This is a genomic window from Streptomyces sp. NPDC028368 (genome assembly GCF_055565615.1).
Window position 1 is genome coordinate 164,058 of sequence record NZ_JBVHTY010000009.1, and the last position, 14,534, is coordinate 178,591.

Annotated in this window: 13 protein-coding genes and 1 pseudogene; 6 read left to right on the forward strand and 8 right to left on the reverse strand. The window is 72.1% G+C overall.

The genetic code is table 11. From position 1 onward, the window contains the following. Positions 1 to 12: 12 nt before the first annotated feature. Positions 13 to 969: a metallophosphoesterase family protein gene (locus ACZ4S3_RS22170; RefSeq protein ID WP_467936751.1), complete on the forward strand. Its 957-nt coding sequence runs from the start codon at positions 13 to 15 to the stop codon at positions 967 to 969. After that, positions 966 to 1,625, forward strand: a complete 660-nt coding sequence (locus ACZ4S3_RS22175; RefSeq protein WP_467936753.1) for a 4'-phosphopantetheinyl transferase family protein — start codon at positions 966 to 968, stop codon at positions 1,623 to 1,625. The genes ACZ4S3_RS22170 and ACZ4S3_RS22175 overlap by 4 nt, the downstream gene beginning before the upstream one ends. Here ACZ4S3_RS22175 and ACZ4S3_RS22180 read toward each other — a convergent pair. Beyond that, positions 1,622 to 1,837, reverse strand: a pseudogene (locus ACZ4S3_RS22180) (peptide-methionine (R)-S-oxide reductase); the annotation flags it as partial. The gene ACZ4S3_RS22175 and the pseudogene ACZ4S3_RS22180 overlap by 4 nt on opposite strands. A gap of 146 nt (positions 1,838 to 1,983) precedes the next feature. Between ACZ4S3_RS22180 and ACZ4S3_RS22185 the strand changes: the two are divergent. Then, on the forward strand, positions 1,984 to 4,347 hold the full coding sequence (locus ACZ4S3_RS22185; protein ID WP_467936755.1) for a helicase C-terminal domain-containing protein: 2,364 nt from the start codon (positions 1,984 to 1,986) through the stop codon (positions 4,345 to 4,347). Positions 4,348 to 5,065: 718 nt separating this feature from the next. Here ACZ4S3_RS22185 and msrB read toward each other — a convergent pair. From msrB to ACZ4S3_RS22205, 4 genes are all read right to left on the reverse strand, one after another. Continuing rightward, entirely contained in the window at positions 5,066 to 5,473 is a 408-nt protein-coding gene (gene msrB / locus ACZ4S3_RS22190; RefSeq protein ID WP_467936757.1) for a peptide-methionine (R)-S-oxide reductase MsrB, read from the reverse strand. Between the two features lie 15 nt (positions 5,474 to 5,488). Beyond that, entirely contained in the window at positions 5,489 to 6,889 is a 1,401-nt protein-coding gene (murC, locus tag ACZ4S3_RS22195; RefSeq protein WP_467936759.1) for a UDP-N-acetylmuramate--L-alanine ligase, read from the reverse strand. Positions 6,890 to 6,992: 103 nt separating this feature from the next. Beyond that, entirely contained in the window at positions 6,993 to 7,640 is a 648-nt protein-coding gene (locus ACZ4S3_RS22200; RefSeq protein WP_467936761.1) for a response regulator, read from the reverse strand. Positions 7,641 to 7,657: 17 nt separating this feature from the next. Continuing rightward, positions 7,658 to 8,893, reverse strand: a complete 1,236-nt coding sequence (locus ACZ4S3_RS22205; RefSeq protein WP_467936763.1) for a sensor histidine kinase — start codon at positions 8,891 to 8,893, stop codon at positions 7,658 to 7,660. A gap of 199 nt (positions 8,894 to 9,092) precedes the next feature. Here ACZ4S3_RS22205 and ACZ4S3_RS22210 point away from each other — a divergent pair, with 199 nt between their 5' ends. After that, positions 9,093 to 10,163: an ABC transporter permease gene (locus ACZ4S3_RS22210; RefSeq protein ID WP_467937017.1), complete on the forward strand. Its 1,071-nt coding sequence runs from the start codon at positions 9,093 to 9,095 to the stop codon at positions 10,161 to 10,163. Next, positions 10,160 to 10,840 carry an ABC transporter ATP-binding protein gene (locus tag ACZ4S3_RS22215; protein WP_467936765.1) on the forward strand — a complete coding sequence of 227 codons (681 nt, stop codon included), beginning with the start codon at positions 10,160 to 10,162 and terminating at the stop codon, positions 10,838 to 10,840. Before ACZ4S3_RS22210 ends, ACZ4S3_RS22215 begins: the two co-directional genes overlap by 4 nt. 42 nt (positions 10,841 to 10,882) lie before the next feature. On the opposite strand, the gene ACZ4S3_RS22220 is transcribed toward ACZ4S3_RS22215, so the two are convergent. Both ACZ4S3_RS22220 and ACZ4S3_RS22225 read right to left on the reverse strand, forming a co-directional pair. Further along, on the reverse strand, positions 10,883 to 11,350 hold the full coding sequence (locus ACZ4S3_RS22220; RefSeq protein ID WP_467936767.1) for an indole-3-glycerol phosphate synthase: 468 nt from the start codon (positions 11,348 to 11,350) through the stop codon (positions 10,883 to 10,885). A 155-nt stretch (positions 11,351 to 11,505) separates the two neighbouring features. Beyond that, positions 11,506 to 12,348 carry a pyrimidine reductase family protein gene (locus tag ACZ4S3_RS22225; RefSeq protein WP_467936769.1) on the reverse strand — a complete coding sequence of 281 codons (843 nt, stop codon included), beginning with the start codon at positions 12,346 to 12,348 and terminating at the stop codon, positions 11,506 to 11,508. A 67-nt stretch (positions 12,349 to 12,415) separates the two neighbouring features. On the opposite strand from ACZ4S3_RS22225, the gene zapE reads away from it, so the two are divergent. Beyond that, the gene (gene zapE / locus ACZ4S3_RS22230) at positions 12,416 to 13,540 is read left to right on the forward strand and encodes a cell division protein ZapE (protein WP_467936771.1); all 1,125 of its coding nucleotides are present in this window, start codon (positions 12,416 to 12,418) and stop codon (positions 13,538 to 13,540) included. On the opposite strand, the gene ACZ4S3_RS22235 is transcribed toward zapE, so the two are convergent. After that, on the reverse strand, positions 13,531 to 14,529 hold the full coding sequence (locus ACZ4S3_RS22235) for a hypothetical protein (protein WP_467936773.1): 999 nt from the start codon (positions 14,527 to 14,529) through the stop codon (positions 13,531 to 13,533). The two genes, zapE and ACZ4S3_RS22235, sit on opposite strands and share 10 nt — an antisense overlap. Positions 14,530 to 14,534 lie beyond the last annotated feature (5 nt).

The window sequence follows — 14,534 nt, forward strand, 5'->3', positions numbered from 1 at the left end:
TTTACTTCGACCATGACTTACGAGATCCGCAGCATTCCCCCGGAGAGCGCCGCGACGCCCGCCCTTGGCCCGCCGCCGGACCGGGGCGCCGGCCCGAGGCGCGGGCACGGCACCCTGGTGGCCGTCAGCGATCTGCACGTCCGGTACGACGAGAACCGCGACATCGTCGAGCGACTGCGGCCCGAGTCCGAGGACGACTGGCTGCTGATCGCCGGCGACATCGGCGAGTACATCGCCGACATCCGCTGGGCGCTCACCCTGCTCAGCGACCGCTTCGCCAAGGTGGTGTGGGTACCGGGCAACCACGAGCTGTGGACGCCCGCCAACGACCCGGTACAGCTGCGCGGCGTCGCACGCTATGAACATCTCATCGATATCTGCCGGGAGTTGGGGGTCATCACCCCCGAGGACCCCTATCCGGTCTGGGAGGGCGAGGGCGGCCCGGTCGCCATCGCGCCGCTCTTCCTCCTCTATGACTACTCGTTCCGGATGCCGGGGCTGGACTCCAAGGAGGCGGCTCTCACCGCCGCCGAGGAGGCCGGGGTGGTCTGCACCGACGAGTTCTTCCTGCACCCGGACCCGTATCCGACGCGCGAGGCCTGGTGCCAGGCGCGGCTGGCGGCCACCGAGGCCAGACTCGCCGCCGTACCGCAGGAGTTGCCCACCGTGCTCGTCAACCACTTCCCGTTGGTCCGCGAACCCGTCCGGCCGCTGTGGCATCCGGAGTTCGCGCTGTGGTGCGGCACCGAGGCGACCGCCGACTGGCCCCGCCGGTTCCGGGCCGCGGCCGTGGTCTACGGCCATCTCCACATCCCCCGGCTGCTGATCTGCGACGGCGTGCCCCACCAGGAGGTCTCGCTCGGCTACCCGCGCGAATGGCACCGCCGCTCCTCCCCGCCGGGCCGACCGGTGCAGATCCTGCCCGCCATCACCGCCGTCACCCCCGACACCACTGGAACCCGCGCATGATCGAAAAGCTGCTGCCGGCGCCCTTACGGACCGCCGAGGCATTCCAGGACGACCCGCTGTCCGCGATGTTCCCCGAGGAGCTGGCGCTGGTGGCGGGCGCGGTCCCGCACCGCCAAAGCGAGTTCGGTACCGTACGCCGCTGCGCCCGCACCGCACTCGCCGAACTCGGCATCGACCCCGCCCCCATACTCCCCGGCCCCGCCCGCGCCCCCCAGTGGCCGGACGGCATCGTCGGCGCGATGACCCACTGCACCGGCTATCGCGCCGCGGCGGTGGCGCGCGCGACGGACGTGCACGCCGTCGGCCTGGACGCGGAACCCAACGAGCCCATCGGGGACCCCGGCGTCATCCGCCTGGTCACCCTGCCCGAGGAACGCCCCCAGCTCTCTCATCTGGCCACCCTCGAGCCCGACATCAGCTGGGACCGCCTGATATTCAGCGCCAAGGAATCCGTCTACAAGGCGTGGTACCCCCTCACCGGCCGCTGGCTCGGCTTCGAGGACGCCCGCATCACCCTCGACGCCACCGACGCCACCTTCACCGCCCGCCTCCTCGTCCCCGGCCCGGTGATCGCCGGGAGGGTCATCGAGGAATTCAGCGGACGGTGGATGGTGGGGGCGGGGTTGGTGGTGACGGCGGTCGTGGTCGGCCGTTAGCCGTCCGCCGCCAGCCGCAGCGAAATGCTGTTGATGCAGTACCGCTGGTCCGTGGGCGTCGGATACCCCTCGCCCGCGAAGACATGGCCCAAGTGGGAGCCACAGCGGGCGCACCTGGCCTCGGTGCAGACCATGCCGTGGGAGAGGTCCTCGATGAGTTCCACGGCGTCGGAGTCCTTGGGGGCGCGGCAGGATGGCCGGCCGTCATGGCTCGTGGATTCACGCTACTCGTGCGCGCTTCCCGGCGGAGCACCTGAGCCATAGGCCCGCGGGCCGACTGTCAAGCCTGCTCATTCCCGGTTCGCTGACCGCGTTACCGTGGGGCCGGGTTCCGGAAACCGCTCTCCCAGAACAGGTGATGGTCATCAGCAGCTCCCACAGCTCTGCGCTGACGCGCTGGCTGCGAACCCTCGATGCCGATCGGCTGCAGGGTGTCCTCGACGCGCGCCCGGACTGCGCATGCGCACCGGAACCGCGCACCCTCGGTGAGCTTGCCGACCGGCTGCAACGTCCGGGGTCGGTCTCACGGGCGTTACCGCTGCTGCCGCTGCCCTGTCTCCAGACCGCCGAAGCACTCGCCGCCCTGGACGCACCCGCCCCGCGTACGGAACTGGAGAGCCTGCTCGGCACGGATACCGCGCGCCTCGACACAGCGCTGCGCACACTCGGCGGGCACGCACTCGTCTGGCCCGGCCCGGACGGCGAACTGCACATGGCGACGGCACTGCGTGATGCCTGGGAGACACCCCTCGGTCTCGGGCCCGGGCTCGACGAGCTGTTGTCCGGCACGACATCCGACGAGCTGCGCAGGATCGCGACGACGCTGGGGCTCACCCCCGGCACCAGGAAGCGGGAGCGCCTTGACGCGGTACTCGCTCACCATCGTGACCCCGGCCGGCTGCAGGTACTGATCGACTCCGCGCCACCACGGGCCAGGGACCTTCTGGAGCGGCGTATCCGCCTCGAACAGGCACCCATCGTGTACGGCTCGGTCAGCGAGGATCCCGCAGAACTCTGGCTACGGGAACGGGCCCTGCTGGCGGGCCGGGGTTGGTCGGTGGAGCCGGCGCGGGTGCCTGCCGAGGTGACACACGCCGTGCGCGGTCCCGACTGGCACGCCCCTTTCGATCCGGAGCCGCCCGAGCTCCCGCTCGTATCCCTCACCGCCTCGGAAGTGGAGAGTGACGCAGCAGCCGCGGCCGCGTCCTTCACCGGGCAGGCCGGCGCACTGCTGGGGGAATGCGCGGCCCGCCCCGTAACCGTGCTGAAGTCCGGCGGCATCGGAGCACGCGAACTGGCCCGCCTCGGCAAGGCTGTCGGGTGTGACGAGCCGGTGGTACGCCTGGCGCTGGAGACCGCCTACGCCGCCGGGCTGCTGGCCTACGAGAAGCGCGCGCTGTCCGTCACAGAGGCGTACGACGGATGGGCCGAGCAGGAACCCACCGACCAGTTCTCCTCTCTCCTCCATGCCTGGTGGCTGCTCGGCCGCACTCCCTCCGACTCCCGTGACGACGAGGGAAAAGCTCTGCCGGCCGTGGCGCGTACACCCCCCTGCGCCGGTTGCCTGGTGGCCCGCCAGGGGCTGCTCACCGCGGCAGCCGGCCTTCCGGGCTCGCGCGGCGTACGGAACCCGGCCGCCCTGGGACCGCTCGTGGCCTGGCACCGGCCCTTGGCCCACGAACTGCCGCAGGACACCACGCCGTTCGCCGGACTGATCCGGGAGTCCGGGCTGCTGGGGGTCCTGGCCCGCGGCGCCCTGTCCCCGTTCGGCGCGGCCCTGCTGCACGACGACGAAGACCTCCTGCGCACGCATGCCCGGCGCCTGCTGCCGGGCGCCGTGTCAAAGGCCCATATCGGAGCGGACCTCACCGCGGTGGTGATGGGTACCCCCAGCGGCCGTCTCGCGGCGCTCCTGGACTCACTCGCCGACCGGGAGGCCCATGGCACGGCGTCCGTCTGGCGGTTCGGTCCGTCATCACTGCGCCGGGCGCTGGACGCGGGCCGTACTCCGGCCGGGATCCGGTCCGACCTCTCCGACGCCGTGGACGGTCCACTGCCCCAGAGCCTCACCTACCTGATCGCCGACACCGCGCGTATCCACGGACGGGTCCGCCTCGCCGCCACCGCGTGCGTGATCCACAGCAACGACACGGCACTGCTGGCCGAGATCGCCGCCCACCGCAACCTGTCCCGGCTCGGACTGCGCAGCCTGGCTCCGACCGTCCTGCTCTGCCGCGCCCTGCTGCCCACGGCGCTGGACGCGCTGCGTGCCGAAGGGTACGCACCGGTCGCCGAAGCGGAGGACGGAGCGGTCCGCCTAGAACGGCCCGAGCAGCCCCGTGCCACGCGGCCCCTTCCCCGGCCCCGGCAACGAACCCCCCACGACGCTCCTGGCGACGGCCTCGCGCTGCGCCTGCTGGCGGCCCCGGACCACGAACCCCACCCCGACCCGGAGCACGGCATCCCCTTCCGGACCGATACCGAAGAGATCGTCGCCGGATACGCGAAGGGCCTGAACCTGACGGACATCCGGCAGCTCGCCCACGCCATCCACGAAGACGAACCCATCACCCTCGAATACATCGCGGTCTCAGGGAACCGGACCATCCGCACGGTGAGCGAGCTCGAACTCGATCCGCCCCTCCTCTCCGCGTACTGCCACCTCCGCGAAGACCAACGGGTCTTCACGCTCTCCCGCATCCAGGCCGTCATGCCCACCTGATCCACGCCGGCCTGGCCGGCACCATACGGCGCCACCTCGGCCGTCTCCTGCGTTCCGACGACCTCCAGCCAGGGGGCTCTCCTCGCCGCTGCCAACCCAGCCGGCTCCGCGTCCTCGCCCCGCGGCAGCCTCGGGACGCCCACCCGCGGCCGACTGCAGGCCGGCAAGACCGCCTTCCGAGCGTGGCGGCGGGCCCCGCAAACGAGAGTCGCCCCCACCAGATTCGCTTACACGTCATGAGGCTCTGCTCGCTGAGTGGTCCGGTCAGCCCTCGTCCGGGATCAACCGCGGGGAGATGGAGTTGATGCAGTACCGCTGGTCCGTCGGCGTCGAAGCACGAAGACCTCACCAGTCGGGCCCAACCCCCAGCCAGGTCGTCCGCTACTCCCACGGGCTGCGCGAGGGAGGAATCAGCCTGCCGCGGCCCCACGCGAGTGGCGTGCAGCACATACTCGTGAGCACGGTGCCGCCAGCGCCCCAGCGGACCGTGCCTCGCGTGAGGCCGGCACAGCAACTGCCCGGCCGGTCCACCAGGAGCACCGGTTCCGGCGACGGTCGAGGTCGGCAATGGTGTGCCGGGCAGCGTACGGACGCGCCCGGCACAAAACCCGTGGCCTTCGCCCAGCACGCTGTCATCCTCAAATCAGCGTATTTCCGCAGCCTCAGGAGGTGGGGCGCGTTCAGCCCCACCCTCGACCAGCTACAGCCGATGCAGAGCTCAGCCCTCGTCCGAAATCAACCGCAGGGAGATGGAGTTGATGCAGTACCGCTGGTCCGTCGGCGTCGGGTACCCCTCACCCTCGAAGACGTGCCCAAGGTGCGAGCCGCACTTCGCGCAGCGGACCTCCGTCCGCACCATTCCGTGTGAACTATCGGACAGAAGTTCGACCGCTTCCGAGTTGCGTGCATCCCAGAAGCTCGGCCAGCCGCAGTGGCTCTCGAACTTGGTGTCGGAGCGGAAGAGTTCGGCGCCGCAGGCACGGCAGGAGTAGATGCCTGCGGTTTTGGTGTCGGTGTATTCGCCTACGAAGGCGGGCTCCGTGCCGGCCTCGCGGAGGACGTGGTACTCCGCGGGGGTCAGTTCGGTGCGCCACTGGTCGTCGGGCTTGTCGATCTCGTACGGCATCGGGGCCTCCTCAGCTCAGCTGCCCAGGCGGGTCAGGATGGCGGGGCCGAGGTCGGTCACATCGCCCGCGCCCATGGTGAGAACAAAGTCACCGGGCTTGGCCATTCCGGCGATGAGGTCCGGGATGGCCTCCTTGGCGCTCTCGGCGGTGACATCGGCGCCGGCGGCGCGGGCGGCATCGGTGATCAGGGCGCTGGTGACGCCCGGGATCGGGTCCTCGCGGGCCGGGTAGATGTCCAGGACGACGGAGGAGTCGGCGAGGGCGAGCGCCTGGCCCATCTCCGCGCCGAGCTCCTGGGTGCGGGAGAAGAGGTGCGGCTGGAAGACGACCAGGACCCGGGAGTCCTCGGCGACGGCGCCCCGGATGGCTTCGAGGTCTGCGGTCATCTCCGTCGGGTGGTGGGCGTAGGAGTCGATGACCTGGACGCCGGCCGCCTCGCCCTTGAGCTGGAGGCGGCGCTTGACGCCGGTGTACGTGCCGAGCGCGGAGGCGAGGTTGTGCGGCGGCAGGTCCAGGGCGACGCCGGCGGCGAGGGCGGCGACGGCGTTGTGGGCGTAGTGCCGGCCGGGCACCGAGACGGTGAAGGTGAGGATCTTGCCGCTGGTGAGGGTGACGGTGACATCGCTGGTCAGGCCGCGGGGGTTGACCTTGAGGATGCGGACGTCGGCGTCCTTGGACTCGCCGTAGGTGACGATCTCGATGTCGTAGCGGCCGGAGATCTTGTCGGTCAGCTCGCGGGCGCCGGGGTGGTCGGCGGCGATGACCAGGGTGCCGCCGGGGCGGATGCGGCCGACGAAGGTCTCGAAGGATTCGTAGATCTCGTCCATCGAGGCGTAGTTGGCGTGGTGGTCCAGCTCGACGTTGAGGACGATGGCGACCTCGGGGGCGTACTTGTGGAAGCTGCGGTCGCTTTCATCGGCCTCGGCGACGAAGATCTCGCCCGCGCCGTGCTCCGCGTTGGAGCCGGGGGCGTCCAGGTCGCCGCCGATCGCGTACGACGGCTTGAGGCCGAGCGAGGTGAGGGAGACGGCCAGCATGGAGGTGGTGGTCGTCTTGCCGTGGGTGCCCGCCACGGCGATGGGGCGCAGGCCGTCCATGAGCGCGGCGAGAGCGTCGGAGCGGTGGACGACGGGGATGCCGCGCTCCTGAGCCGCGGCGAGCTCGGGGTTGTCCGGGCGGATCGCGGAGGAGACGACGACGCTGGTGGCGTCCGCGGCGAGATGTCCGGCGGCGTGGCCGATGTGGACGGTGGCCCCGAGGTCGCGCAGGGCCTGGGCGGTCGCGGACTCCTTGGCGTCACTGCCCGCCACCTTGGCGCCGCGCTGCGCGAGGATCTTGGCGATGCCCGACATACCGGCTCCGCCGATACCGATGAAGTGCGGCCGGTCCATCGAGGCTGGGATGGCGGGTGCCATGGGTGGGTCTCCCTGAATCGTCGCGGGCTGTCGTGCCGGTCGTGCTCTGGTGCTCCTGGTGATTCTCGCACCCGGCACCGACAGTCCGCGTCGCCATGGTCGCTCAGCGGCGGATCAGGCCCTGCCCGGTGGCGGCGGCGACCGCGGAGGTGCGGGAGTCGACGCCCAGTTTCGCGTAGATGTGGACAAGGTGGGACTTGACGGTCGCCTGGCTGAGGAAGAGCTGCTTGCTGATCTGCGCGTTGGACAGCCCGTCGGCGACGAGCTGGAGGACCTCGGTCTCGCGGCGGGAAAGGGCGGTGGCGGGGGTGCGCATGCGGTCCATCAGGCGGAGCGCGACGGTGGGCGCGAGGGCGGACTTTCCGGCGGCGGCGGTGCGAACGGCGGCGGCGAGCTCCTCGGGCGGGGCGTCCTTGAGGAGGTAGCCGGTGGCGCCGGCCTCGATGGCGGCGAGGATGTCGGCGTCGCTGTCGTAGGTGGTCAGGACCAGGACGCGGGGGGCGCCCTCGCGGGCGGTGATGGCTGCGGTGGCCTGGGAGCCGAGCATCTTGCCGCCGAACTGGAGGTCCATCAGGACGACGTCGACGTCGAGCCGGGCGGCGAGGCCGACGGCCCCTTCGGCGGTGGGGACGTCGGCGACGACCTCGAAGTCCGGTTCGGTCTCCAGGACGGCGCGCAGTCCGGCCCGTACGACGGGGTGGTCATCGGCGAGCAGCAGCCGGATGGTGGGGGCGCCTCCCTGCTCGAGCACAGGGGAATCCGCGGCGGTCACGAGGCGGCCTCCGGGGTGACGGGTGCGACGGGGCACGGCAGGGTGACGGCGATGGCGGTGCCCTCTCCGGGGGCGGATTCGACGGCGAGCGTGCCGTGCAGGGCGCGGGCACGGGCGCGCATGGCGGCGAGCCCGAAGCCGGTACCGGAGGCGGCCGCGGAGCCGGGAGCGGGGACCTTGGAGGGGACGAAGCCGGCGCCGTCGTCGACGACGTCCAGCGCGACCTCGGTGTCCATGTAGCTGAGGGTCAGCTCGACGCGGTCGGCGGCGGCGTGCTGGACGGTGTTGGCGAGCGCGGACTGGGCGATGCGCAACAGGGCGACCTCGTGCGGGGTGGGGAGCTCGGTGGGGGCGCCGGATACGTGGCAGTGCACGGCGAGGCCGGCGGCGTGGGCGGTGGTGGCGCAGAGCCGTTCCAGGGCGGCGGGCAGCGAGCCGGCCTCCAGGTCGGGCGGGCTGAGGGCGCGCACGAAGCGGCGGGCCTCGGCCAGGTTGTCAACGGCGGCGACGCGGGCCTGACGGACATGGCCGAGGGCCGTGCCGGGCCGCTCCGGCAGGGCGCGTTCGGCGGCCCGGAGCAGCAGCTGGATGCTGGAGAGACCCTGCGCGAGGGTGTCGTGGATCTCGCGGGCCAGCCGCTCCCGCTCGGCGAGGACCCCGGCGGCGTGTTCGGCGGCGGCGAGGTCGCTGCGGGCGGCGGTGAGCTCCTCGATGAGGCGGCGGCGGGCCTCGCTCTCCCGGTAGAGCGCCTCGTAACCGAGGACGACGGCGACCGCGACGGCCGCGCCGAGCGCGGGGCCGACGACCGTGCCGACGCCGAGCGTATGGGTGTGCCGGCCGAATCCGGCGATGGCGATGACGGTGGTGGCCACGACGGCGGGCAGCGCCGCGCGCAGCGGCAGCAGATGCATCTGTACGAAGAACAGCGGGAAGGCCAGCCAGACGCCGTCCGGGGTGAGGGCGAGCAGCACCATCCACAGGACCGTCACGGCCCCCAGCCAGAGGGCGGCGGCGGGGGCGGAGGTGCGGACCCGGGGCAGCGCGGGGCCCGCGGCGTAGAGGGCGAAGAGGGCCACGGCGGTGACGATGACGGCCGGGGCGTCGGCGGTGTGGTCGGCGACCGCCCGTACGCAGGCGAGCGCGAGCAGCGCGGCCACCATCAGGTGGAGGCAGGTGCGCAGCACCCGCAGCACGGGGGTGAGGGAGTGATCACTCCCGGTTCGTTCGGTCATGGCGTCTTCGGTCACGGCTTCTTCAGGCTAAGGGCCGGTCCGGCCCGCGGCATCAATCAAAAGGTGGAGCGCGGGCCGCATCCTTCGATCCCGGCGGACCACTCCCCGGCGCGATGCCCGATGCCGTGGCGGCGGGGAGTGTGGGGGCCAGCCGCCGGGCAGTGGGGTCCGGCGCCCGGATCCGAGGATGGCAAAGCCTGTGTTCGTCGCCTGGAGAGACCTGAGGTTCGCCAAGGGGCGGTTCGCCCTGATGGGCACCGTCATTGTGCTGATCACGGTGCTGGTGGGCCTGCTGTCGGGCCTGACGGCGGGCCTGGGCCGGGAGAACACCTCGGCGATCACCGGGCTGCCCGCCGACCACCTGGTGTTCTCGGCGCCCGCCGGGGGCAGCGCCGTCTCGTTCACCGATTCGCGGCTGCCGGAGCGGACCGTACGGGACTGGGCGCGGGTGCCCGGTGTGCGCGGCGCCGAGCCGCTGGGGATCGCCACGACGAAGGCGGAGGCGGGGAGCCGGACCGCGGCGGTGTCGGCCTTCGGGATACGTTCCGGGTCGCCGCTGGGGCCGGGCGGGGCGCCGGTCGGTGACGGCGAGGCGGTGCTGTCCCAGAAGGCCGCTGCGTCGCTGGGCGTACGGGCCGGGGGCTCGCTCACCCTGGGCGGCCGCACGGTGAAGGTGACGGCGGTGTCGGACGCGGCGATGTACAGCCACACGCCCGTCGTCTGGACGTCGCTGGGGACCTGGCGGCAGCTGACCGGCGGCTCCGGTGGCGCGACCGTGCTGGCGCTGTCCACCACCGGGGCGGCCGATCTGAGCGCCGCCGACAAGAGGCTGGGCACCGAGACCGTCACGGCCGGCGACGCCCTGAAGGCCATCGGCTCCTACAGCGCCGAGAACGGCTCGCTGCAGCTGATGCGCGGCTTTTTGTTCGCCATCTCGGCGCTGGTCATCGGCGCGTTCTTCACGGTGTGGACGATCCAGCGCAGCGGCGATGTCGCCGTCCTGAAGGCGCTGGGCGCCTCGACCCGGTATCTGCTCAAGGACGCGCTCGGCCAGGCCGTCGTCCTCCTGGTGACCGGTACGGGCCTGGGGACCGCCGTGGCGGCCGGGGTGGGCGCCGCCGTCGGGGGCACCGTGCCGTTCGTCCTCGATCCCGCCACTGTGCTGGTCCCGGCCCTGATCATGATCGCGCTGGGTGCCGTCGGGGCCGCGCTGTCCATCCGCCGCATCACGTCCGTAGACCCGCTGACCGCCCTGGGAAGTGCCCGATGAGCCTCGAACTGACCGATGTCACCCTGACCTACCCCGACGGCGGCGGCCGGCTGACCGCCCTGGACGCGGTCTCGCTGGCCGTACCGGCCGGCCGGATGACGGCGGTGATCGGCCCGTCCGGATCCGGCAAGTCGAGCCTGCTGGCGGTGGCCGCGACGCTGATCACCCCGGACCGCGGGCGGGTGGTGATCAACGGCACGGACACCGCGGGGCTGAGCCGCGGCGAGCTGACGACGCTGCGGCGCACCAGCATCGGCACGGTCTTCCAGCAGCCGAATCTGCTGCCGTCTCTGACGGCCGCCGAGCAGCTGCAGGTGATGGCCCACCTGGACGGCCGCTCGCCCCGTAAGGCCAGGCGGCGGGCGCTGGAGCTGCTGGCGGCGGTCGGGCTGCAGGAGCAGGCCGACCGGCGGCCGCACCAGCTGTCGGGCGGCCAGCGGCAGCGGATCAATATCGCGCGGGCGCTGATGAACGAGCCGGCCGTCCTGCTGGTGGACGAGCCGACCAGCGCGCTGGACCGGGAGCGGGGCGCCGCGGTGCTCGATCTGCTGACCACGCTCACCCGTCAGCGCGCGACCGCGACGGTGCTGGTCACCCACGACCGTTCGCATCTGGATGCGGTGGACGAGATCGCCGAGGTGCTGGACGGCCGGCTGAGCGCCCCGCTACGGGCGTGAGGCGGCGGGCCTGGGGGGGGGGGGCGGCAGGCTGAGGGGCGGCTAGCTCTCGCCGCCCTTGGCCGGCTCGTCGGGGGCGTGCGAGAAGAGCTTGAGCACGGGCACGCCGACCATGTGGCGGGCGCGGGAGGCCCAGTCGCGGTGGAAGAACTCCTCGACGAAGTGCGGCGCGGTCAGCACGATCACCTCGTCCGCATGCGTCTGGTCGACGACGGACCGCAGGAGGTCCAGCGGGTGCTCCTCGACCACCTGTCCGACGGCCTCCGCCCCGGTGGCGCGCAGCGAGGCCAGGGTGTGGGTCAGGGCGCGCTCGACGGGGAGCTCCGCCGTGATCTCCTCGCCCTCCCGTACGGCGTCGTCGAATTCGCCCAGTGCGACGTCGTCGATGGCCCGCAGCAGGACGTCCTGCTTGCCGCGCGGCTGCATGAGGACGACGAAGGATCCCTGCTCATCGCCGTGCAGGGTGCTCACAAACTCCACGTCGGCGGGCGTCAGAGGCTTCTCGATCATCAATACGCTCGTGAACACGGCGGACGCCCTTCTTCTCTTCGGGCCTCGCATGGCACGAAACCCACAGAAACCATCCTGCCCCGTCGCCACACGGGGCCTGTTGGCCTTTAGTGTGCCCAACGGAAGCTAAGCGGAACTGATAATTCCGATCATTGTCAGGACCGACGGTATCGGGTGAACAGGAACCCGGCCTCCTCCAGAACGGACGCCAGGACGAACCGCTCCGGAACCGGCACCGCGGGGCCGTTCATGACCCTCGGCGCATCGCCGACGGCGACCACCGGGGCCAGCGACAGGCACATCTCGTCCAGCGCCCCGGCCGCCGCGAACTGCCCCAGGAGCGACGGCCCGCCCTCGGTGAGCAGCCGGGTGTGCCCTCGCTCGGCCAGCACCCCGGCCACCCGCGCGGGATCCACGCCCAGCCCTTCGCCCGCGAAGAGCACCTCGGCGCCCGCGGCGCGCGCCTCGTTCACCCGGTCCGACGGGGCGGCGGCGCCGGTCAGTACGAGGGTGGGCACCAGGGGCGCGGTGAACAGCGGCAGCGTGAAGTCCAGGCCGAGGCCCGCGCTCACCACGGCGATGGCGGCGGCCGGGCTCTGGCCCGCGGCGGCCCGCCGGGCGGCGAACGCCTCGCGCGCGCGGGCCGGCCGGTAGCCCTCCTGCCGGACCGTTTCGGCGCCGACCACCACCGCGTCCGCCAGGCCCCGCAGGACGCCGAAGATCCGCATATCGGCGTCACCGGAGAGCGGCTGGGAGCGGCCTTCGTGATGGGCCGCGCCGTCCATGGAGGAGACCATGTTCGCGCGCAGCCAGCCGGTGCGGCCGGCCCGTACGGGATCGTCCGCCGCCGGATACGCATAGGCGTCGGCCAGCTCGTCCAGCGTCCACTCCCGGTCCGAGGTGTCCGCCGGCACCGGCCCGGACGTGGACTCGGGGGCGTCACTCGCCCCCGCGGACCGGCCGGTTTGCTGAGCGAATGGTGGATACAGGCATCGCATGGCGGCAGTGTGACATGCCTCGCTCACCGGGCCGAGGGGTGCCCGGGAGCGACTAGGCTGGACGGCTGTGTCGTCATCCCAGCCCTCGTCCTCCCAGCCCGCCCCGATAGCCGTAGCGCCGGCTGACGGGAGCGACGCGGCCCCCGCCGCGCTCACCGCACGCGCGCCGCATGTCCCGGCCGACCGCCTGGTCGCCGAGATGGTGCCGCCGCCGCGTTTCCAGGGCGCCCGCTTCGACACCTACATACCCGACCCGAACCAGCCCAGCCAGGACGAGGCCGTCCAGGTCCTGAGCGCCTTCGCCGCGAGCATCCACGACGGGGCGGGCGCGGGCGGTACGGCAAAGCGGCGCTGGTTCGCCAAGAAGCCCGCCGCCCCCAAGGGCCCGCGCGGCGTCTATCTGGACGGCGGCTACGGCGTCGGCAAGACGCATCTGCTCGCCTCCCTGTGGCACGCCACCTCCGCCCCGCCCGAGCGCAAGGCCTTCGGCACCTTCGTCGAGCTCACCAACCTCGTCGGCGCGCTCGGCTTCCAGCAGACCGTGCGCACGCTCGGCGACCACAAACTGCTGTGCATCGACGAGTTCGAGCTGGACGATCCCGGCGACACGGTCCTGGTCTCCACCCTGCTCGGCAAGCTGGTGGACGCCGGCGTGGCGCTGGCCGCCACCTCGAACACGCTGCCCGGCAAGCTCGGCGAGGGCCGGTTCGCCGCCGTCGACTTCCTGCGCGAGATACAAGGCCTCAGCGCCCACTTCCGTCCGCTGCGCATCGACGGCGAGGACTACCGCCACCGCGGGCTGCCCGAGGCGCCCGCCCCGTTCGACGACGAGACCGTCACCCGCGTCGCGTACCACACCCCCGGCGCCTCGCTCGACGACTTCCCCTCGCTGCTGGACCATCTGTCGAAGGTGCATCCCAGCCGGTACGGCGCGATGTGCGACGGCATACAGGCCGTCTGCCTCACCGATGTCCAGGCGGTGCCCGACCAGTCCACCGCGCTGCGTCTGGTCGTCCTCGCCGACCGCCTCTACGACCGCGAGATACCGGTACTGACCTCCGGCAAGGCCTTCGGCGAGCTGTTCAGCGACGAGATGCTGCGCGGCGGCTACCGCAAGAAGTACTTCCGCGCCATCTCCCGGCTGACGGCGCTGGCGCGCGACGCGGGGACGCTGGCGGCCGGTCAGGCGTAGTGCCGCGCCAGGGCGTGGAAGGCCTCCTTCGGCTCCCACGGCATACCGGGATACGTGGCTGACGGGGCCCCGTCGAGGACCTTCACGATGCCGTACGAACCCAGGTCCAGGTCGGTCCGCGGATCGTCGCGATGCGGCAGCGCGTAGCAGGCGAAGCTGAACCAGAAGGCGGTGTCGACGCCTTCCTCCTCGAAGAGGGGCAGCAAGTCGTCCATGTAGCGGACCTGTTCGCCCTCGTCCCGTACGGTCCCCGGCCGGACCGTGTCGTCCGCCTCGATCACCGTCCAGCCGGCCGCGCCGAGGTCGCCGCCGCCGCGGAAGGCGCAGCAGCCGACCTCGGTGATCACGACCGGCTTGCCGTGGGTGAAGTCCTTCCTGAGGTCTTCCCGGTAGGTGCCGGCGTTGCGGATGTTGCGGTAGGCGTCGACGCCGACGATGTCGAACGGGCTCCAGTCGATGTGCTCGATGGGGATCGAGGCATAGCTGAGGGGACCGCCGAACCGGGGGCGGACGGTCCTGGCGACCTCGCGCAGATACGCGTTGACGCGCTCCGGTATCGCGGCGAGCGCCGCCGCCCGTACCTCCGGCGCCGCCCGGAGCGTCTGCGTCCGGTCGTTGAAGGTCTCGCCGGGCAGAAAGCCGCGGGCGAACACGCTCAGCTCGCACCCCGTGGCGAGGACGACCTCGGCCCCGCCACGACGCAGCGCCTCGGCGCGGTCGGCGCACTCGGCGAAGTACGGGAGCATCTCCTCCTCCGTCATCTCGCAGGGGAACGGCGAGTACCAGACCGTCAGTCCGGCGGCGGCCGCGAACTCGGCCGCGGTGCTGATCCGTTCGGGGTCGCCGCCGGTGATGCGGACGGCGTTGCAGTGCAGGTCGTCGGCGATGATCCGCATTTCGCGCGCCACGATGCGGGGATCGAACGTGGGGCGGGTGGTGTCGCCGTTGGGGAACGTTCCGGTGTCGTACTGCAGACCCTTGCCGCGCATCGGCC